This window comes from Caulobacter sp. FV2ps19 (genome assembly GCF_058681035.1).
Map to the genome: position 1 here is coordinate 2632168 of NZ_CM178729.1, position 18315 is coordinate 2650482.

General features: G+C 64.3%; 23 protein-coding genes. 10 read left to right on the top strand and 13 right to left on the bottom strand.

Features of this window, described 5'->3' with window-relative positions:
• Window positions 1–42: 42 nt before the first annotated feature.
• The 5 genes from ACW18B_RS12410 to ACW18B_RS12430 form a co-directional block, all read right to left on the bottom strand.
• A complete protein-coding gene (locus ACW18B_RS12410) occupies window positions 43–345 on the bottom strand; it encodes a hypothetical protein (protein ID WP_492047355.1) in 303 nt (100 codons plus the stop codon).
• 70 nt (window positions 346–415) lie between these two features.
• Window positions 416–1150: an amino acid ABC transporter ATP-binding protein gene (locus tag ACW18B_RS12415; RefSeq protein ID WP_492047356.1), complete on the bottom strand. Its 735-nt coding sequence runs from the start codon at window positions 1148–1150 to the stop codon at window positions 416–418.
• On the bottom strand, window positions 1147–1806 hold the full coding sequence (gene tcyL / locus ACW18B_RS12420; protein WP_492047357.1) for a cystine ABC transporter permease: 660 nt from the start codon (window positions 1804–1806) through the stop codon (window positions 1147–1149). The genes ACW18B_RS12415 and tcyL overlap by 4 nt, the downstream gene beginning before the upstream one ends.
• Window positions 1807–1808: 2 nt before the next feature.
• Window positions 1809–2606, bottom strand: a complete 798-nt coding sequence (tcyJ, locus tag ACW18B_RS12425; protein WP_492047358.1) for a cystine ABC transporter substrate-binding protein — start codon at window positions 2604–2606, stop codon at window positions 1809–1811.
• A 123-nt stretch (window positions 2607–2729) separates the two neighbouring features.
• Window positions 2730–3845 (bottom strand): beta-ketoacyl-ACP synthase III, encoded by a 1116-nt coding sequence (locus tag ACW18B_RS12430; protein WP_492047359.1) that lies wholly within the window; start codon window positions 3843–3845, stop codon window positions 2730–2732.
• 297 nt (window positions 3846–4142) lie between these two features.
• Between ACW18B_RS12430 and ACW18B_RS12435 the strand changes: the two genes are divergently transcribed.
• From ACW18B_RS12435 to ACW18B_RS12445, 3 genes are all read left to right on the top strand, one after another.
• Window positions 4143–4673, top strand: a complete 531-nt coding sequence (locus ACW18B_RS12435; protein ID WP_492047360.1) for a porin family protein — start codon at window positions 4143–4145, stop codon at window positions 4671–4673.
• A 212-nt stretch (window positions 4674–4885) separates the two neighbouring features.
• On the top strand, window positions 4886–5260 hold the full coding sequence (locus tag ACW18B_RS12440) for a hypothetical protein (RefSeq protein WP_492047361.1): 375 nt from the start codon (window positions 4886–4888) through the stop codon (window positions 5258–5260).
• 13 nt (window positions 5261–5273) lie between these two features.
• A complete protein-coding gene (locus ACW18B_RS12445; RefSeq protein WP_492047362.1) occupies window positions 5274–6206 on the top strand; it encodes a sterol desaturase family protein in 933 nt (310 codons plus the stop codon).
• A gap of 7 nt (window positions 6207–6213) precedes the next feature.
• On the opposite strand, the gene ACW18B_RS12450 is transcribed toward ACW18B_RS12445, so the two are convergent.
• Both ACW18B_RS12450 and ACW18B_RS12455 read right to left on the bottom strand, forming a co-directional pair.
• The gene (locus ACW18B_RS12450; RefSeq protein ID WP_492047363.1) at window positions 6214–7194 is read right to left on the bottom strand and encodes an NUDIX hydrolase; all 981 of its coding nucleotides are present in this window, start codon (window positions 7192–7194) and stop codon (window positions 6214–6216) included.
• Entirely contained in the window at window positions 7191–7835 is a 645-nt protein-coding gene (locus tag ACW18B_RS12455) for a YfbR-like 5'-deoxynucleotidase (protein WP_492047364.1), read from the bottom strand. The genes ACW18B_RS12450 and ACW18B_RS12455 overlap by 4 nt, the downstream gene beginning before the upstream one ends.
• A gap of 105 nt (window positions 7836–7940) precedes the next feature.
• On the opposite strand from ACW18B_RS12455, the gene ACW18B_RS12460 reads away from it, so the two are divergent.
• A complete protein-coding gene (locus tag ACW18B_RS12460) occupies window positions 7941–8753 on the top strand; it encodes a universal stress protein (protein WP_492047365.1) in 813 nt (270 codons plus the stop codon).
• A gap of 27 nt (window positions 8754–8780) precedes the next feature.
• A complete protein-coding gene (locus ACW18B_RS12465) occupies window positions 8781–9158 on the top strand; it encodes a hypothetical protein (protein WP_492047366.1) in 378 nt (125 codons plus the stop codon).
• Between the two features lie 2 nt (window positions 9159–9160).
• On the opposite strand, the gene ACW18B_RS12470 is transcribed toward ACW18B_RS12465, so the two are convergent.
• The 6 genes from ACW18B_RS12470 to ACW18B_RS12495 all read right to left on the bottom strand — a co-directional run bounded on the left by ACW18B_RS12470 (window position 9161) and on the right by ACW18B_RS12495 (window position 14771).
• Window positions 9161–9973 carry a hypothetical protein gene (locus tag ACW18B_RS12470; protein WP_492047367.1) on the bottom strand — a complete coding sequence of 271 codons (813 nt, stop codon included), beginning with the start codon at window positions 9971–9973 and terminating at the stop codon, window positions 9161–9163.
• Between the two features lie 85 nt (window positions 9974–10058).
• On the bottom strand, window positions 10059–10928 hold the full coding sequence (locus ACW18B_RS12475) for an AAA family ATPase (protein WP_492047368.1): 870 nt from the start codon (window positions 10926–10928) through the stop codon (window positions 10059–10061).
• A 268-nt stretch (window positions 10929–11196) separates the two neighbouring features.
• On the bottom strand, window positions 11197–11547 hold the full coding sequence (locus tag ACW18B_RS12480) for a primosomal protein (protein WP_492047369.1): 351 nt from the start codon (window positions 11545–11547) through the stop codon (window positions 11197–11199).
• 112 nt (window positions 11548–11659) lie between these two features.
• Complete coding sequence (gene pseH, locus ACW18B_RS12485) at window positions 11660–12244, bottom strand: UDP-4-amino-4,6-dideoxy-N-acetyl-beta-L-altrosamine N-acetyltransferase (RefSeq protein ID WP_492047370.1); 585 nt, start codon at window positions 12242–12244, stop codon at window positions 11660–11662.
• Window positions 12241–12960 (bottom strand): cytidylyltransferase domain-containing protein, encoded by a 720-nt coding sequence (locus tag ACW18B_RS12490; RefSeq protein WP_492047371.1) that lies wholly within the window; start codon window positions 12958–12960, stop codon window positions 12241–12243. Before ACW18B_RS12490 ends, pseH begins: the two co-directional genes overlap by 4 nt.
• Before the next feature lie 14 nt (window positions 12961–12974).
• On the bottom strand, window positions 12975–14771 hold the full coding sequence (locus ACW18B_RS12495) for a tetratricopeptide repeat protein (RefSeq protein ID WP_492047372.1): 1797 nt from the start codon (window positions 14769–14771) through the stop codon (window positions 12975–12977).
• A gap of 185 nt (window positions 14772–14956) precedes the next feature.
• On the opposite strand from ACW18B_RS12495, the gene flbT reads away from it, so the two are divergent.
• From flbT to ACW18B_RS12520, 5 genes are all read left to right on the top strand, one after another.
• Entirely contained in the window at window positions 14957–15394 is a 438-nt protein-coding gene (gene flbT / locus ACW18B_RS12500) for a flagellar biosynthesis repressor FlbT (RefSeq protein WP_492047373.1), read from the top strand.
• A complete protein-coding gene (gene flaF / locus ACW18B_RS12505) occupies window positions 15342–15704 on the top strand; it encodes a flagellar biosynthesis regulator FlaF (protein ID WP_492047374.1) in 363 nt (120 codons plus the stop codon). The genes flbT and flaF overlap by 53 nt, the downstream gene beginning before the upstream one ends.
• A gap of 234 nt (window positions 15705–15938) precedes the next feature.
• Window positions 15939–16757, top strand: coding sequence for a flagellin (locus ACW18B_RS12510; RefSeq protein ID WP_492047375.1), 819 nt, complete (start codon window positions 15939–15941; stop codon window positions 16755–16757).
• A 267-nt stretch (window positions 16758–17024) separates the two neighbouring features.
• Entirely contained in the window at window positions 17025–17843 is an 819-nt protein-coding gene (locus ACW18B_RS12515; RefSeq protein ID WP_492047376.1) for a flagellin, read from the top strand.
• A gap of 197 nt (window positions 17844–18040) precedes the next feature.
• Window positions 18041–18265, top strand: coding sequence for a hypothetical protein (locus tag ACW18B_RS12520; RefSeq protein ID WP_492047377.1), 225 nt, complete (start codon window positions 18041–18043; stop codon window positions 18263–18265).
• Window positions 18266–18315 lie beyond the last annotated feature (50 nt).

Below are 18315 nucleotides of genomic sequence, written 5' to 3' on the forward strand. Positions count from 1 at the left end.
CGGCTAGACCATAGCGAAGCCGACGCCAGAAGTGGACGCCGGCTAGGCGTCCCGGTTCATCACGGGATGGAGGGCCGACAGCAGATCGGCATGTTCCTCGCTCCGCGAGGCGCCCGAGACGTTTAGGCGCGTATAGAGATGGGCGGCGCCGTGACGGGTCACGGCCTCGGACCATCGGGCGTTGGCGCCGATCAGGTTATTGGCCTCGCCGACGAACAGCACCTGGCCGGCCCCGTCCACAAAGACGAAGTTTCCGGCGATGGTCGTCCGGGGATCAGCATCCTCAGCCAGTTTGTAGCGGTAGACGGCGCCAGAAGCGCCTTTCAGTTCGATATAGGGTTTCACAGGACCTCGCCTCAACAGCACACGGCGTTGGCGGCGACGTGATGGAGAGCGCCGGGGGCCAAATTATGGCTCAGGGCGCGGTCACCTTGCCGAGGAATCGTCGTGTGCGCTCTTCCTTAGGCGCTCCGAACAGCGCGCGCGAGGGGCCCTGTTCGACGATAACGCCGCTATCCATGAAGATCGTACGATCGGCGACGTCTCGAGCGAAGTCCATCTGGTGCGTGACGATCAGCATGGTCCGCCTCTCGGCGGCCAATTCGCGGATGACGGCCAGCACCTCGCCGACCAGTTCCGGGTCGAGGGCGGAGGTCGGCTCGTCGAAAAGGATCACCTCAGGATCCATCGCCAGGGCCCGGGCGATGGCGCAACGCTGCTGCTGGCCACCGGAAAGCGCGCTGGGATAGGCGTGGGCCCGTGCGCCCAGTCCGACCTTTTCCAGCAGGGCCAGGGCGCGGGCCTCCGCCGCTGCACGAGATTCTCCACGGACGACGATGGGTCCCTCTGCGACATTTTGAAGCGCCGTGCGATGCGGGAAAAGATTGAAGCTTTGGAAGACGAACCCGACGCGGCCCTTCAGGGCGCGGGCCAGGGGCGCTCGCGGCGCGGCCTCGACGCCGGCGATTCGCAGCGTCCCGCCGTCCAGCAGCTCCAGCCCGGCCAGGCAGCGCAGAAGGGTGCTCTTGCCCGAGCCGCTGGGACCGATGATCGCCACCACCTCGCCGGAGGCGACCTCCAGATCGACCCCGTTGAGCACGGTGGTCCCGTCGAAGCGCTTGATCAGGCCCCGGGTCGTCACGGCGTTCATCGGCGGCCCTCGGCGGCGCGGCGCTCCAGCACGCCCTGGCCGGCGGCCAGCAGGGTCGAGACGATCCAGTAGAGGGCCGCCGCCGCCAGATACATCGTGAAGATCTCGAAGGTGCGGGCGGTGATCAGCTGGGTCTGGCGAAACAGCTCGGGCACCTGGATGGTGGCGGCCAGGGAGGTGTCCTTGACCAGGCTGATGAAGCTGTTGGACAGCGGCGCGACGGCGGTGCGGGCGGCCTGGGGCAGGATCACCCGCCGCAGGGCCTGGCCCCGGCTCATGCCCAGCACCGTGGCGGCCTCCCACTGGCCGCGATCAACATTGGCGATGGCGCTGCGCAGGATCTCGCAGGCATAGGCGGCGATGTTCAGCGAGAAGCCGATGCCGGCGGCGATCAGCGGCGGCAGCTCGATCCCGAACTGCGGCAGGCCGTAATAGATCAGGAAGAGCTGCACCAGCAGCGGCGTGCCGCGAAAGGCCGAGACATAGGCGCGGGCCGGCCAGCGCAGCAGGGCTGTGCGGGACAGCCGCATCAGGGCCAGGCCAAACCCTAGAACAAGGCCCAGGCCCATGCCGATCAGGCTAAGCGCCACGGTGTATCCCGCGCCCTTCAGCAGCAGCGGCGCGGACTGGCGCAGAAGGTCTAGCGTGGCGTCCATGCCTAGCGCGTGACGTCCGCGCCGAACCATTTCTGCGAGATCGCCGCCAGCTTGCCATTGGCGCGCAGGCCGTCGATGGCCTGGTCGACCAGCACCTTCATGGCCGGATCCTTCAGCATGGCCACGCCCTGGTTCTGGGCCGCGAACGCCGGGCCCGAGGCGACGAATTCGGGCGAGCTCTTGACGAAGTCGGCGGCGACCAGCCGGTCGTTGAGCACGGCGTCGAGGCGACCGGCCTTCAGGTCCTGATACTTGGTCGGGTCATCGTCATAGGTGCGGATGTCGGCGGTCGGCACATTGGCCCGCATCCAGCTTTCATAGTTGGTGCCCAGACCCACCCCGACCTTTTTGCCGGCCAGCTCGGCCGGGCCGTAGGGGCCCGCCTTGCCCTTCAGCGTGATGATCTGGATGCCCGAGACCGTGTAGGGCTTGGAGAAGTCGTACTTGGCCTGGCGCTCGGGGGTGATGGTGATCTGGTTGACGACCACGTCGATGCGTCCCGACTCCAGTGCGCCCAGCAGGCCCGCGAAGGGCGAGGGGCTGAACACCGGCTTGACGCCCATCTGCTCGGCCAGGGCCTTGGCGAAGTCGACATCGAAACCGGCCAGCTGACCGTCCCTGTCCTGGAAGTTGAACGGCGGATAGGTGCCCTCCAGCCCGATCCGCAGGGTCTTGGTCGCCTCGACCCGCTGGGCCGTGGTCTGGACGGCGGCCTGCGGCTTTTGGTCGCACCCGGCCATCGCCAGGGCGCCGCCGGCTCCGAGGGTCAGCAAGAAGGATCGACGGTCATGGAACGGCATGGGGACCTCAGGAAATCCGGACTGCGCTAGTTCTATACGCCGCCGCGCCCTTCACTAGAGCCAAGGGCGGCGGGAACCGGCGCATTGCGGGCGGTGATGGGTAATTGGCCAGTCGGCTAGCGCCTACCGCTTCCTGACAAACACCGTGCCCGCCGAATAGCCCGCGCCGAAGCTGCAGATCAGGCCGGTTTCGCCGGCCTTGAAGTCGTCATTGGCCGAGTGGAAGGCGATGATCGAGCCGGCCGAGCTGGTGTTGGCGTAGGTGTCCAGGATGATGACGTTCTCGCCGGGGGCGGGGTCGCGGCCCAGAACCTTGCGACCGATCATCTCGTTCATGTTGATATTGGCCTGATGCAGCCAAAGGCGCTTGAGGCCTTGGGGATCAACGCCGATATCGGCGGCGTGCTGCACGATCATCTCGCTGACCATCGGCACCACCTCGCGGAACACCTTGCGGCCTTCCTGCACGAACAGCTTGTCGCGCGCGCCTTCGCCCTCGGGGGCCGCGCGGTTCAGGAAGCCGAAATTGTTGCGGATATTGTTGGAGAACACCGTCTTTAGCCGCGTGCCCAGGATCTCCCAGCCGCCGGTCGCCTGGTCGGCGTCCTCGATGATCACCGCCGTGGCCACGTCGCCGAAGATGAAGTGGCTGTCGCGGTCCTTGAAGTTCAGATGGCCCGAGCAGATCTCCGGATTGACCATCAGCACCACCCTGGCCGAGCCGGAAGCGATGAAGTCAGCGGCGGTCTTGATACCAAACGTCGCCGACGAGCAGGCGACGTTCATGTCGAAGGCGAAACCGTCGATGCCCAGGGCCTGCTGCACCTCGATGGCCATGGCCGGATAGGCGCGCTGCATGTTGGAGGCCGCGCAGATCACAGCGCCGATCTCGGACACGGGCTTTCCCCAGGCGGCTATGGCCTGCTTGGCGGCTTCCACGGCCATCTGCGCCAGGATCGAGATCTCGTCATTGGGGCGTTCGGGGATGATCGGGCGCATCACGGCCGGATCGAGGATGCCGTCCTTGTTCATCACGAAGCGCGATTTGATGCCCGAGGCCTTCTCGATGAACTCGGGCGACGAGGGGGCCAGGGCGACGATGTCGCCGGCCGCGATGGCCTCGGCGTTCTGAGCGTTGAAGCGCTCGACGAAGGTGTTGAAGGCCTCGACCAGCTCGGTGTTCGAAATGCTGAACGGCGGGGTGTAGAGGCCGGTGGCGGCGATGACGGCTTGATGCAAGCGACTGGTCCCGATGACGCTGGCGCGCGACTTGAAGCGCGCGTCTCAAATTATTTTTCTCGCTGATCCATAGCACGCCTTCAGGTGGCGTCACCTCCCCTGGGGGTGCGGCCTTGCGGTGACCGTCGCCAGTTTTTGCCTTCCCAAGGGGAACGTTCTGGCGTCGCCACATTCGCCTTGGAGATTGCCGGGACGACACGCAAAGGCCTCAAACGGGTCTCGGCAGGGCCCTATCGGGGCCGCATCGCGCCGCTAGTCAGGGAGGGCTGAGGGGCAAGAGTCCGTGGAGTACCAACAATGAAAAACCTCATGCCGGCGGCCCTGGCCGCCCTGTCGGTCGCCGCTATCCCCGTTCTGTCGCATGCCCAGGTCTCGCCGGAATATTACGGCTCGGTTGGCTATGGCTCGACCCGCTCCGACGGCGCCGACAACGGCGTCATCCAGGGGCGCGTGGGCGCCAAACTGACCCCCCACTTCGGCGTCGAGGGCGAAGTCGCCGGCGGCGTGTCCGATGACAAGACCTATGTCGCCGGCGCGCCGGTCAATGTTGAGCTCAAGCATCAGGCTGCGGCCTATGCGGTGGGTTTCCTGCCTGTGACGCCCCATATCGATCTTCTGGCCCGCGCCGGCTACGGCACGACCAAGTTCGACGCCTCGTCCTCCGCTTCGCCCCTGAAGGGCTCGATGGAAAGCTGGAACTACGGCGTCGGCGCCCAGTACAAGTTCGACGACAAGAACGGTATCCGGGCCGACTGGACCAAGTCGGAATACACCAACTCCAAGGAAGACGCCGACACCCTGGCCGTGGCGTACGTGCGCAAGTTCTAGCAGGTTTCGTCCCGGGCCTGCGGGCCCGGGGCGGCTTGCGGGTCACGGTCCAGGAGCGGACGTTTCGAAGGACGGGGTGGGGGCGGGCGCTGACGGGGCCAGTGCTCAGCCGAGCCGAGCAAACATGACGCAGGCGTCACTCTTGACGCGGGGCATCCATGGTCCGACCCTGTAAAAAACAAGGGGAGGACGGCGTCAGCTTGGAAAAGGCGATGCTGATTCAGTTGATCGGCTCGGCGCTGGCGATCGCCGCGCTGGTCGGGATCGCGGCCTGGGCGGGGATCGCCCGGCCCACGCCGCCGCTCGACGCGTCGGCGCTCGCGGGGCTTCTGGCCGAGGAGTTCCCCGATCATCACCCTGACGCGACCTGGATTTCCGCCGACGGCTCCGGCGCCCTGGCGCGGGACGGCGACACGGTCCTTGTGCTGTGGCGACGCGGCGACGGCTATGTGGCGCGCGACGCGCCCTGGCCAGTCATCGCCGCCCTGAAACCCCGCAAAGGCCGACTGGCGGTCCGGCTAGCCGACGCCAGGCCGATCTTCGCCGTCGCCGATGACCTGTGGCCGCCCCAGGCGCTGGTCGCGTGAAGGATCTCATCGCATGAAACCTGCTTTCGATCCCGTCCAGCTGGCGATCCCGTTCTTCGTGCTCGCGGTCATTCTGGAAATCGTCCTGGCCCGGCTGGGCAAGGCCCGGGCCAACTACGAGACCCGCGACACCGCCACCTCTCTGGCCATGGGGCTGGGCAGCAGCATCGCCGGTCTGATCACCGGCGGAGCGATCTTCGCCGCGACGATCTGGATCTGGCAGCACCGGATCTTCACAATCCCGATGACCGCCGTCTGGGCCTGGGTCGTGCTCTTCTTCGCCGAGGACCTGACCTATTATTGGTTTCATCGCCTGTCCCACGAGCGACGGTTCTGGTGGGCCAGTCACGTCAATCACCACACCTCGACCCACTATAACCTGTCCACGGCGCTGCGGCAGACCTGGACCGGCGGCGTGGCCGGCACCTGGCTGCTGTGGCTGCCGCTGTCGTTCCTGGGTTTCCCGCCGGCCATGGTGGCGATCCAGAAGGGGATCAGCCTTGTCTATCAATTCTGGATCCACACCGAGGCGATCAAGCGCCTGCCACGCTGGTTCGAGGCGGTGTTCAATACGCCCTCGCATCATCGGGTGCACCATGCCCGTAACGCCCGCTATCTGGACGCCAACTATGCCGGCATCCTGATCATCTGGGACCGGATGTTCGGCACCTTCATCCCCGAGGTCGAGGAGGAGCCCTGTCGCTATGGCACGGTGAAGAACCTGGGCAATTTCAATCTACTGCACAATGTCTTTCACGAGTTTGTCGGCATCGGAAAGGACGTCGCGTCGAGCAAATCCCCGCGCGAGGCGATCGGCTATGTGTTCGGACCACCCGGCTGGAGCCCGGACGGATCGCGGGAGACGTCGCATACGCTGAAAGCCAGGTGGCGGGCGCGGCTGGAGGCGGAGAAGGCGTCGGCCGCGGTGAAGGGCGCGGCGGAGTAGGGCGGCGTCAGTCCCGCAGCAGCGGCAGGCTCAGCCCGCCCGTCGGGCGGGCGGTGAGGATCTCGCTGCGAAAGCGGAACAGTTCGGCGGGCCGGCCGCCGGTTTCCGCGTCCAGGCGGCCCAGACCCTCAACCAGTTCCTCCCGCTCCACGACGCGGCGGAAGTTCTGCTTGTGCAGCGGCACCCCGGCGATCGCCTCGACGGTGCGTTGCAGGGTCGAGAGGGTGAATTCCGGCGGCGTCAGTTCGAACACCACCGGCCGATATTTGATCTTGCCGCGCAGCCGCGACAGGCCCGTGGCCAGGATGCGGCGGTGATCGGAGATCATAGGCTCGCCCAGGGCCGCCGACAGGGCGACAGGCTCGCCCGGATCATCGCCGTCGGCCCGGGCCTGATCGCGCGCCGCTTCGGGGGCGAGACCGGCGTCGTACAGCAGCTCATAGCGCTCCAGCACGCGTTCCTCATTCCAGGGCGCGCCATCGAGGGCAAAGGCCAGGCGGACGCGGGACCACTGGGCCGGGTCGTCGCCCGCCCATCGCCTCAGGGCCGGAGCCAGGACCTCGTCCAGAAGGGCGGGGCGGCCCTGACGCCAGTCCTCCCAGGGGAAGAACCGTGACCAGGGGGCCCAGACAGTGTCGGGCGCCTCGGTGTCGACCGCATCGGGGGTCAAGCCCAGATAACCGACCGAGACCACGCGCGCCGCGCCGGCCCCGACCTCGGCCCGCGGCGCGTCGCGGCCCTTGTCGCCGAAGGTATAGAGCTGCTCGACATAGCCCAGCTGGAAGCGGGTCTGTTGGGTGACGAAAGCCCGCAGGCCCAGCTCGAAGGTGCGGTGGCCCTCCGGGTCAAACGGTCCGAAGGGCAGGCCGGGCAGGGGGGAGGCGATGTCGGTGACCGCGTCATGGGGGCGGACGGTCAGCACGACCGCCTCGCCGTCGCGGATGGCGACGACGACAGCCGACAGCCCGATGACGACGGAGGCGGTCATTTGGTCTCGAACACGGCATGGGGCGAGGGCTCAAAGCCCGCGGCCCTGGACAGGTCATGGAACCGCTGGACGTAATGGGCCTGGGCCTCGAACGGCGGCTGCGGGGTGATCTGTAGCTCATAGCCGGCCGGCGGCGCGCCGAAGATGGCCAGGGACTCAGCGTGGTCGAACCCTGCCAGCTGGGTGGCCTCGAAGAAGGCGCAGGCCCGGTCGGCCTGCTTGATCAGCTTCTTGATCGGCGCCGGGGTCTTCACCGGCAGGCCAAAGCGGATATGGATGGCGTCCTCCAGGCGCGCCTCGAAATCCTTGTAGCTGACGCCGAGGGCCGCCTTGAACGGGCTGATCATGTCGCCGATCACATACTCGGAGGCGTCGTGTAGCAAGGCCGCAAGACGCCAGCGGGGCTCAAGGTCAGGCTTGATATGGGCCGCGATTTCCTCGACCACCAGGCTGTGCTGCGCGACGGAAAATCCATGTTCGCCAATCGTTTGACCGTTCCAGCGGGCGACGCGGGCCAGGCCGTGGGCGATGTCCTCGATCTCGATGTCCATGGGCGACGGGTCGAGCAGATCCAGTCTCCGACCGGAGAGCATCCTCTGCCACGCGCGCGGCGCCGCGCCCCTATGCAGCCCTTTGGCCACGAGATCGTTCCCCTTGGTGAGGGGAATTGACTGACCCATCGATTGACAAAGATCAATGATGGGCGGGCTTTGTCCTGTGGAAATGCGCTCCAAAGGAGTTCGATCATGAGCTGGGCTAGAATTATGGCTCCCCTTGCGGGAGCACAGAGCGATCGAGGCGTCCTGACCTCGGCGGCCGTGCTGGCCGAGGCCTTCGACGCCGAACTGGCCTGTATCCACGCGCCTGCCGACATGGCCGACCTGATGCCCTGGATGGGCGAGGGTTTCATGGGCGGCGTACAGGTCACGGCGCTCGAAAGTCTCAAGGAGGCCGCGGTTGAAGGCGCTCGCGCCGTCGGCGCTCTGGCCGCCGAGATCGGTTATCCGCGGACCCGGGTGATCAGCCTCGACTCGCCGGTCTGGGCGGGCCTGGCGATGGAGGGGCGTCTGTCGGACGTCATCGTCTTTGACGACGCCGCGGCGCGCGGCAAGGGGCCGCTGGCCGAGGCCTTCCAGCAACTGGTCGCCGACGAGCAGCGTCCTGTCGTCGTAGCGCGTCCCGGCTTGAAGGTCGGCGGCGTGGCGCTAGTGGCCTGGGATGGCGGCAAGGAAGCCAGCCGGGCCATGCGCACGGCCTTGCCCCTCCTGCAAAAGGCTTCTTCGGTCGTTATCGCCGGAGCACCGGGCGCGTCGTCCCGAAACTTCGAGCTTAACCGCTTGGCTGATTTCCTCGCCGCTCGCGGCGTCAAGACGACCATCCGCACCCTCGAAGGCGCCGGTGACGCCGCCGGACTGCTCCTGAGCACGGCGCGTGACATCGGCGCTGATATCCTGGTCGCCGGCGCCTTCGGGCACCCGCGCCTTCAGGAGTTCATCTTCGGCGGCACGACCCGCAGCCTGCTGAACACCGACGGCCCGTCGCTGTTTCTCTCCCACTAGATTTCAATCAAAACAAGGGAGGCTTAAATGTCCCTGTCTCGCATCGTAATGCGCCTTGCCCGCAACCCTGGCACCGAGTTCGCCGGCGGCGACGACCATCGCGGCTATACCCTGACCGCGCCCCTGACGGCCGACGGCCATCTGGACGAGACGGCCTATGCCAAGAGCAAGGCCGCCTGCAGCGTTCGCCGCTTCGCCCCGGACGAGGACGCGGCCGACGGTCTGCTGGCCCGCAAGGGCGCGCGATGGTTCTTTGACTATGACAGCGCCGACAGCGCCGACGACGAACCCGTTCACCGGCTGGGCGAGCATCGCTTCGCGACCGGCGAATATGTCACCGTCACTGACGAGGACGGACGTCCGCTGACCTACAAGGTCATGGAAGTCGTCGCGGTTGCGGACTGAGGTCAGCCGCCGACGTTGTGGCGGACGAGGGCCTTCATGTCCTTGAAGACGTCATGGTCGCCGGAATCGCGGTTCTTGGCCTTGATGGTGGCGACGGCGAGCGGCCCCCCTTTGGGGCCGCGCGCCTCGTAGCCCACAACGCGGTAGCCGCTGGGCGCCTTGTCGCTGGCCAGGATCAGGGTTGAACGGATGGCGTCGCCGTTCTTGCTGTGTCGGATTTCCGCGCCCTCTTCACTGGCGTGGATGTTGACGTCGCCATCTTCATCATCGTCGGCGCTGACCGTTACGCTCTCGCTGCGTTCGTTGTCGCGGACGGTGACATTCTTGTTGATCTTGACCTCGGCCGCGCCATTGTCGCTGTTGATGGTCAGATGGCCGATCTTGATGTCGGCGCCGTCGTCGCTGGCGTCGATCCGTATGCCCGGCAGATGGATGCTGGTCTTGTTCTTGCCGTGCTTTTTGTCAGGTGTCTCGGGCGTCGCGGGGGCCTTCACGGCGGGCATCAAGGCCTTGAGCTCGGTCTCGATGGGCGCCAGCACGTCCTCGGCCGCGCCGCCGTTCATCGCCACCAGTCTCAAAACAACCTCGGCCTGGGCGCCGGCATAGGCGCAGGACAGACCGTCGGCGGCGACGCTGATCCGCTTCAGCTCGCCTTGCTGTTCAGGGCAGTCCAGCTTGGAGATGGCGCGGATCGGCTCGCGGCGCAGGCCATGCTCGGACCTTTCGGTTTTTGGCTTTTCGGCGCGATGGCAGCCGCCCACGGTGAGGGCGCTTGTTCCTACGAGTATCGCGGCGATCCAAGTCGAATGACGCATGACCATCCCTTTGATTTCGCGGGGAAGGTGAGGGGCTCCGTGCCGTCCGTCCAGTGAATTTCCGGTAAGACCGCGCGGGCGCGGTCTACTGGCCCGGCCGCCCGCCGGAGCCTTCGCGGCGCGCCAGGAAGGCCAGGCGCTCGAAAAGGTGGACGTCCTGCTCGTTCTTCAACAGAGCGCCATGCAGCGGGGGGATCAGCTTGGTTGGGTCGCGTTCGCGCAGGGCCTTCTCGTCGATGTCCTCGACCATCAGCAGCTTGAGCCAGTCGAGAAGCTCCGAGGTCGACGGCTTCTTCTTCAGGCCCGGCACCTTGCGCATGTCGTAAAAGATCCGCAGCGCCTCGCTCACCAGCTTCTGCTTGATGCCCGGATAGTGGACGTCGATGATCGCCTGCATCGTCGCCTCCTCGGGGAAGCGGATATAGTGGAAGAAGCACCGACGCAGGAACGCGTCCGGCAGCTCCTTCTCATTGTTGGACGTGATGATGATCATCGGTCGCACCTTGGCGGCGATGGTTTCACCGGTCTCGTAGACGTAGAACTCCATCCGATCGAGCTCTTGCAGCAGATCGTTGGGAAACTCGATGTCGGCCTTGTCGATCTCGTCGATCAGGAGGACCGGCCGCACGGGACTTTCAAAGGCTTCCCAGAGCTTGCCCTTCTTGATGTAGTTGCTGACGTCCTTGACGCGCTCGTCGCCCAGCTGGCTGTCGCGCAGACGGCTGACGGCGTCATATTCGTAGAGGCCCTGGTGCGCCTTGGTGGTCGACTTGATGTGCCAGGTCAGAAGCGGCGCGCCCATGGCCTTGGCGACCTCGTAGGCTAGAACGGTTTTTCCCGTGCCCGGCTCGCCCTTGATCAGGAGGGGGCGTTCAAGCGCCACGGAGGCATTGACCGCGACCTTCAGGTCGTCGGTGGCCACATAGTCGGAAGTGCCTTCGAAACGCTGGCTCATTGCCATCCTCAGCCCCGGGCGCGCGGCCCTTCGAACAAGTGTTCAAAACGAGCGACCAAACTACCGGCGCGCGCGCGCTTGGCAAGGGGATGTGCGTCCTCAATTGAAACCGGGCTGCGGGATTGCCGCCTTGCAGCGTCGTCCGGGACGCAGAAGCCGTCAGCGGCCCGCTAAAGCATCGTGCGGAAAAGTGGACGCCAGTTTTCCGCACGATGCGAAAACAAAAACCTGGAGCAAGGCGCGCGAGTCCGATTTCACGAGCCTTGCTCTAGATCGATTCGAAATCGGCCGGCCGATCATCTTCGCTGCTCAGGGTCTCGTCGACATCCAGGTCGTCGCCGGCCACGGCGTCGAGCGGCTCGCGAAGAACGTCTTGGCCCACGTCGTCGCGGGCGGATTCGAGATCCTCCGCGATCTCATCCAACTCGGCTTCATCGACGACATCAGGATCGAGATCCTCGTCCTCATCGGCGTCGCCGTCCTCCTGGGTGACATCGAAGACATCGTCAATGTCATCGAAATTGGCGATGGCCTCACCGTCCTTGGTCAGGTGCGTTTCATCCAGCACCTCGGCGCGGTCCTGGGCGTCGGCGCTGTCGAACTCGAGGTCTGCGGGCATGGTGGCTCCTGGCTTTGAAGGCTTGGCTGCCTTCACAACCCTTCGACCGCTTGGGGAGTTCCGCCGGCCAAGGGCGTGACGCCCTTGGCAAAGGTCTCTGAGGAGTCGCGACTCAGTCCGCGATCGGAGCCTCGAGCGCTTCGGTGGCGTACCCTTTGTCGACAAGGCGCTGGCGGGCGGCCCGCCGGAGCGCGCGCCACTCTTCAGCCAGGAGGCCAAGGCCGATCACGTCGACCGGTTGGCCGCTCTTGACGACATGGGCCCGAAACAAGGCTTCCCGCTGAAACCCGTTGGCCATGTGCAGGCGCCAGGCGATTTCGTTGGTCGCCAGCACCTCCGACCAAAGCTTGCGCAGGCCCAGCGTTGCAAAGGCATGGTCGAGAAGCTTGAACTCGGCGAACCCGCCGACGCCCCGACCGCGAACGGCGGGATCGGCGACATAGCGGGCAAGGGTCGCGCGGCCCTGTGCGGAGTCGATATCGACAAGATTGGTCAGGCCGACCGGAACGCCCTCAAGCTCGATCACCCAGAATTTTCGACGGGCGTCACCCGCCAAGCCGTTGAACCAGCGATCATGTTCCTCGGCGCTGATCCGATGGTCGGAATACATGTAGGCGGCGACCTGGGGGCTGTTGCGCCAGGCCAGCAGGGTCTGACGGTCGTCCTCGTGCAACGCTCGCAAGGCGGCTGTGGTCATATCCGGCGGTCCCCGCCCAGAAGCGCCAGATCGGGGCGGGTACGCATGAAATCGCGCACGTCGTCTGAGGAAAAGGCCGGTTTGGCGGGGTAAAGCGTCTCATAGACCGTCTGAACAAATCCCAGATCGTCGGGGCGATCAACGGTCCATCGCACCTCGCCTTCCTCGCGGTTCTGCGTGTAGGCCGCCAATCGGAAGCGCTGGGGGTGGTGATAGAGAAAAGGCGTCACGTGCTCGCGGTCATACGGCTCGGCCGCCTCGGACAAGGCGGTCCGCAGGGCGCGCGTGCTGATGACCTCAACGTCCAGACCTTTGGGAAAGGTGCGGGGCTCGGCGACGTTGGAAGTGTAGTCCGCGCCGCTCGTCCTGTGCAGATCGATCGTGCCGTCTATGACTTCGGGATCGGCCAGGGGGCAATCGGCGGTCAGGCGCACCACGTCAGCGGCGGGGCCCCATTGGTCCAGCGCGGTCCCGAACCGTCCCAGGACGTCATGCAGGTCGCCGCGATGCACGGCGACACCGGCCTGTTCCATCGTTCGCGCCAGAACGTCGTCGCTTTGCTCAGAGGATGTGGCCACCACGATCTGGTCCAGTCGGCGAGCGCGCTTGAGGCGTTCGATCTGGCGCAGGATCATCGGCGCGCCGGCCAGATCCGCCAGCACCTTGCCGGGCAGCCGGCTGGAAGACATCCGCGCCTGCAGGATCGCTAGAATCATAGGCCCGGGCCTCCCTAGGCCTTGAACTTTTCGCCCAGCGCCTGCGCGACCCGCGTCATGACCGGAGTCCAGTCTCCGAAGTCTTCGGTGCCGAAGCAGCGCGCTTGCGGATACCAAGGGTAGGAGTCGGTGCCCAGGCGCGTCCAGACCGCTGCGGCGGTCAACAGCCAGACTGGCGCGCCGCAGGCGCCCGCCAGATTGATGGTCGCGTTGGAGAACCCGATCACCAGATCCATTGCGCAGCATAGCGCGGCGACATCGTCGAGATCCTGCTTCAGGTCGATGCCCGGCGGTTGCCAGATATCGATGCCGAACTCTGACTTGGCCAGAGCGATCTCTTCGGCGCAGTCGCCGTATTGCAGGTTCACAAAGGTGACGCCGGGCGTTTCGAGGACTGGACGCCATTGATGGAAAGGCGAGAACTGCCGCGCGCGTTCGCCGTTCAGCTTCAAGCTCTTCCAAAGCAATCCGACCTTAGGTCCCTTGGGGGCGGCCTCGAGTTGCTGGCGCCAGTAGGCGACGCGATCTGGATCGGCGACCAGGAAGTTCGGCCGGTCTGGGAAGGCCTCCGCTGAGGGCCGCAAAGTTGAAAGCAGCGATCCGATCGGCGCCCATTGATCGATCTTGCTCCAGTCGGAAACGTTCGGCGCCGTTCTGATTACGCGGCCTTCGAATGCAATGGTCCGGTGGGCGCTGACTTCGATGTTGGGAAAGGAACGTGTGAACAACGGTATCAGGCGCCGTTCCACCGCCAGTGACAGCGAGCCGTCGGGTCCGATCGCGTCGATGATGTCGGGCAACATGTTGGCGAACATGACCTCGTCGCCCAGTCCCTGCTCGGTGCAGATCATCATCCGCTTGCCGGCTAGGGGTTGATCGGGCGACCAGCGCGGCGCGTCGATCACGAACCGCGGGGCGTCGCTGAGATCAGGCGAGAAGCGGCTTTCATAGGCCGCCCAGCCCTCGCCGACGCGTCCCACGCACAGAAGGATGGTGGAGCGTGCGAATTGCATCATCGCCAGGTCGTCTGGGGTGTCGACGTGCGCGATGGCGGACTCGCAGTCTTCGAGCGCGCCTTGCGCGTCGCCGAGGTCGAGGCGGGCATAGGCGCGGTTGTGATAGCCCTTGCCAAAGGTCGGGTCGAGACGAAGGGCCTCATCAAAGAAGGTGAGGGCCTGCCGCCCATCGCCCAGGCTGCACATTACGGTGCCCAGGGTGTTCCAGAGAAGCGGCTGTCCCTGGTCCTGCAGGATGGCGGGCCGCAGAATTTCGATGGCCTCGTCGCATTTATTGAGGTCACGGAGCGCGCAGGCCAGGTTGTTGACCGCCTCTGCGCAGTCGGGCCTGGCCAGACGATAGTGAGCGAAGAATTTCGCGGCGATCTCCGGCATGTCCATCCGGTAAGCCAGGCGTCCCAAGTCGCCCGCGACAGGGCCTTGGTCGGGCAGCAATTGCAGCGCGGCCTCGTAGGCGCGCATGGAAGAGACGAAGTCGCCGGTTTTTTCCCGGGCGATGGCCAGAACATGCCAGGCCACGCCCTGTCGATCGTCCTTCGCCAGCACCTCAAGCGCCAAGGCGTCGGCCTTCTTGTACTCGCGCGCATGAATGGCGTTGATCGCCTGGGCCAGAAGTCGCGCTGTCTTGCGATTTTTCAGCTCGGCGGCGGCGCGATCCAATCGCGCCAGGGCTTCCGACGACGCGGAGTCGCCCATTGTGGTTCCCGCCATGCCGCGCTTGGCGACGGCGCCCGCCTCGATCGGTTGCTGTGCCAGCGAGCTGCTGGAACTCTCTAGGGCGCGTTTACGGGACATCGCTAAGCCTTGCGGGTTTTGAGTTAACCATTCAGTGGGCCAGTATGCTTAATTGAGTCCTAAGTTGCGGCTCACGGTCACAGGGCTAGCAAGACGGCGTTAACCCGGCCCATCATAGTTTATGACTGACTCGCCGATCGTGGCGGGCCGGGTTTTGTGGCGACGCAGACAGGGAGCCGTACAACGTGCCTTTGAAGCTTTCGCTGAAGCCCGGCGAGAAGTTCGTCCTGAATGGTGCGGTGGTCCAGAATGGGGATCGGCGCGGCGTTCTTGTGCTCCAGAACAAGGCGTCGGTCCTTCGTGAAAAGGACATCATGCAGCCGGATCAGGTGACGACGCCATCGCGCCGCATCTACTTTCCGGTGATGATGATGTATCTTGAGGAGGCCGTCGCTGAGCGGTTCTACGAAGATTTCGCCACGCGCCTGAATGAGTTCATGAGTGTGGTGAGAAATCCATCCGTGTTGGCCGATTGCATCGCGATCTCCAAACACGTGATGGCGCGCGAATACTACAAGGCGCTCATGTTGAGCCGAAAATTGATTGAATACGAAGACGAGAGGTTGGGGCATGTCTCTTCGGGCCTATCAGCAGGCGGCGACGAGGGCGGAAAATCCGCGTGAACTGGAGTATCGTCTTTTCGGCCAGGTGACGCGCGCATTGATAGATGCGTCTCAGGCTGAAGAAGACGATTTCGCCAAGCGGATTGATGCGCTGGATTGGAACCGACGCGTATGGTCGGCGATGGCGACTGACTGTTCCTTGCCGGAAAATTCCCTGGCGCCTGAACTGCGCGCCAGCATCATTTCGCTTAGCCTTTGGGTCAATCGCCACTCAAGCGCGGTCATGCGCAAGGAAGAAGATTTCGAGCCTCTGATCGATATCAATCGAACGATCATGCAGGGCTTGGCCGGGCGCGTCGACGCCGCCTGATCGTCGACCGGCGACAATTACCCAGCCCCCTTAGGAAGTTCCTGCCGCCCGGCGAATCCTGCATTCGCCGGGCGGTTTCGTTTTTGGCCCGAAGCCAAAATATCCCAACAAAATCAAATTGATAATATTCTTCTTCGCGGGGGTTAAGCTGGCCCGCCGCTTGCGATGGTCATCATAGGCAAAATGCTAAGCCGGTTCGCGCCGGAGAAATCCCACCAAAACGGTAGGTGACCTATGATGAACTCTATCAACACCAATGTCGGTGCGCTCATCGCACTGCAAAACCTCAATGCAACTAACTCGGAGCTTGCAGCAACCCAGGGTCGCATCAACACCGGTAAAAAAGTCGCCACCGCCAAGGATAACGGCGCGATCTGGTCGATGGCCAAGCAACAAAGCACGACAGCGAATTCGTTGAACGCCGTTAAGGATTCACTCCAGCGCGGCCAATCAACGATCGATGTAGCGCTCGCTGCTGGTGATACGATCACAGATCTGCTCAGCAAGATGAAGGAAAAGGCCCTGGCTGCTTCCGACACCTCGTTGAACACCGCCAGCTTCAATGCCCTGAAGGCCGATTTCGAGTCCCTTCGCGATCAAATCGAGAAGGCGGCTACGAACGCCAAGTTCAACGGCGTCAGCATTGCTGACGGCACGACTTCGGCGCTGACCTTCTTGTCCAACGCGGATGGTGACGGTTTCACCGTCGCCGCCCAGACCCTGGCCCTCGCGGGCATTGGTCTGACGTCGACGGACACCTTTACCGATGCTGCGACCGCCAAGACGATGATCGCGACGATAACGACCTCTCTCACCACGGCGACCAATAAACTGGCGTCCTTGGGCACCAACTCTGTCGGTCTGGACACGCACCTGACCTTCATTGGCAAGCTTCAGGATAGCCTGGACGCAGGGGTGGGTAACTTGGTCGACGCTGACCTGGCGAAGGAAAGCGCTAAGCTCCAGTCGCTGCAGACCAAGCAGCAATTGGGTGTGCAGGCGCTCTCGATCGCCAATCAGACGCCGCAGTCGATCTTGTCCTTGTTCAAGTGACCCGACATGCCGGGCGATCTCAGGATCGCCCGGCGCCTCCTTTACCCGGCGCCTAGTGCCCGGCAATAATTGCCCCACGACAAAGGCCCCCGGCAGTTTCTGCCGGGGGCCTTTGTCGTAAACAGATCTATAACGCCATCTTTTCAATGTGTTGTGAGATTTCGCCGGGTAGGAAACTTTGGCCCGGTCATTGCTTCTCACCTACCTGAGCAAAAAGCTCCCGGCAGTCAAAATGACGTCGGCACACCTTGAAAAGGAACTTTCGTAATGGCGCTGAACAGCATCAACACGAACGCCGGCGCGATGATCGCGCTGCAAAACCTCAACACGACCAACGCCGATCTGCAAACGGTCCAGCAGCGCATCAACACCGGTAAGAAGGTGGCGAGCTCCAAGGACAATGGCGCGATCTGGGCGAGCGCGAAAATCCAGTCCACGACGGCTTCGTCGCTGAACGCCGTGAAGGACTCGCTGCAACGCGGTCAGTCGACCATCGACGTGGCCCTGGCGGCTGGCGATACGATCACCGACCTGCTGGGCAAGATGAAGGAAAAGGCTCTCGCCGCTTCCGACACCTCACTCAATACGGCCAGCTTCAACGCTCTGCTCGCGGACTTCACGTCCCTGCGCGATCAGATTGAGAAGGCGGCCTCCAACGCCAAGTTCAATGGCATCAGCATCGCTGACGGCTCAACCACGGCGCTGACCTTCCTGGCCAATGAGGATGGTTCTGGCTTCACTGTGGCGGCCAAGACCCTGAATCTGGCTGGCCTCAACTTGACCGCCGCGACGTTCACCGACGCTGCTTCGGCCAAGACCATGATCACCACGGTCTCGTCGGCCCTGGAGACGGCCACCAACAAGCTGGCCTCGCTGGGCACGAACTCGACCGGTCTCGACACCCATCTGACCTTCGTCGGCAAGCTGCAAGACAGCCTCGACGCCGGCGTGGGCAATATGGTTGACGCCGACCTGGCCAAGGAAAGCGCCAAGCTGCAGTCGCTGCAAACCAAGCAGCAACTGGGTATCCAGGCGTTGTCGATTGCTAACCAAGCTTCTTCGTCGATCCTGAGCCTGTTCCGCTAACGAACAGGGGGAGGCGGGTCCGGTGGATCCGCCTCCTGATCTTGTCAGGCTAGATGTTGGGGAGAACCTATTTAGAGGACGCTTCCGCGAAAGCGCGGGCGCAAGGAGAAATGGAAACCAAAGCCGCATTGTCGGCCCCCGCTGCCGACACGGTCCCAACGGGCCAATATCCGAAATTCACCGCCCCGGAGCCATCCGTGGGCGCTGTTGGCGTTTCGGAGACGGCCGCGGCCTCCGCCGAGCCACAGCCGGGCGATCTTCGCCTGGTGATCGAGCAGGATGAGGACAAGGGGACGTTCATCTACAAGACGGTCGATCGTCGGACCGGGGAAACCATTCAGACACTGCCTCGCGAGGACGTGCTGAAACTCAAACACGCCCCCGGCTATGATCCTGGCGCGGTCTATGACGGCCTGACCTGAGGTCGCGCGCGTTTGCTGTAGCCCGCGACCCTGCGTCGCTGGGCATATTC

Excerpts from the sequence above, each read along its gene's own strand:
- ACW18B_RS12460 (WP_492047365.1), top strand. The coding sequence starts at position 7,941 with ATGAGCTGGGCTAGAATTATGGCTCCCCTTGCGGGAGCACAGAGCGAT.
- ACW18B_RS12475 (WP_492047368.1), bottom strand. The coding sequence starts at position 10,928 with ATGAGCCAGCGTTTCGAAGGCACTTCCGACTATGTGGCCACCGACGAC.
- ACW18B_RS12435 (WP_492047360.1), top strand. The coding sequence starts at position 4,143 with ATGAAAAACCTCATGCCGGCGGCCCTGGCCGCCCTGTCGGTCGCCGCT.
- ACW18B_RS12495 (WP_492047372.1), bottom strand. The coding sequence starts at position 14,771 with ATGTCCCGTAAACGCGCCCTAGAGAGTTCCAGCAGCTCGCTGGCACAG.
- ACW18B_RS12510 (WP_492047375.1), top strand. The coding sequence starts at position 15,939 with ATGATGAACTCTATCAACACCAATGTCGGTGCGCTCATCGCACTGCAA.
- pseH (WP_492047370.1), bottom strand. The coding sequence starts at position 12,244 with ATGACCACAGCCGCCTTGCGAGCGTTGCACGAGGACGACCGTCAGACC.
- ACW18B_RS12480 (WP_492047369.1), bottom strand. The coding sequence starts at position 11,547 with ATGCCCGCAGACCTCGAGTTCGACAGCGCCGACGCCCAGGACCGCGCC.
- ACW18B_RS12515 (WP_492047376.1), top strand. The coding sequence starts at position 17,025 with ATGGCGCTGAACAGCATCAACACGAACGCCGGCGCGATGATCGCGCTG.
- ACW18B_RS12450 (WP_492047363.1), bottom strand. The coding sequence starts at position 7,194 with ATGACCGCCTCCGTCGTCATCGGGCTGTCGGCTGTCGTCGTCGCCATC.
- ACW18B_RS12445 (WP_492047362.1), top strand. The coding sequence starts at position 5,274 with ATGAAACCTGCTTTCGATCCCGTCCAGCTGGCGATCCCGTTCTTCGTG.
- tcyJ (WP_492047358.1), bottom strand. The coding sequence starts at position 2,606 with ATGCCGTTCCATGACCGTCGATCCTTCTTGCTGACCCTCGGAGCCGGC.
- ACW18B_RS12440 (WP_492047361.1), top strand. The coding sequence starts at position 4,886 with ATGCTGATTCAGTTGATCGGCTCGGCGCTGGCGATCGCCGCGCTGGTC.
- tcyL (WP_492047357.1), bottom strand. The coding sequence starts at position 1,806 with ATGGACGCCACGCTAGACCTTCTGCGCCAGTCCGCGCCGCTGCTGCTG.
- flaF (WP_492047374.1), top strand. The coding sequence starts at position 15,342 with ATGTCTCTTCGGGCCTATCAGCAGGCGGCGACGAGGGCGGAAAATCCG.
- ACW18B_RS12465 (WP_492047366.1), top strand. The coding sequence starts at position 8,781 with ATGTCCCTGTCTCGCATCGTAATGCGCCTTGCCCGCAACCCTGGCACC.
- ACW18B_RS12470 (WP_492047367.1), bottom strand. The coding sequence starts at position 9,973 with ATGCGTCATTCGACTTGGATCGCCGCGATACTCGTAGGAACAAGCGCC.
- ACW18B_RS12415 (WP_492047356.1), bottom strand. The coding sequence starts at position 1,150 with ATGAACGCCGTGACGACCCGGGGCCTGATCAAGCGCTTCGACGGGACC.
- ACW18B_RS12490 (WP_492047371.1), bottom strand. The coding sequence starts at position 12,960 with ATGATTCTAGCGATCCTGCAGGCGCGGATGTCTTCCAGCCGGCTGCCC.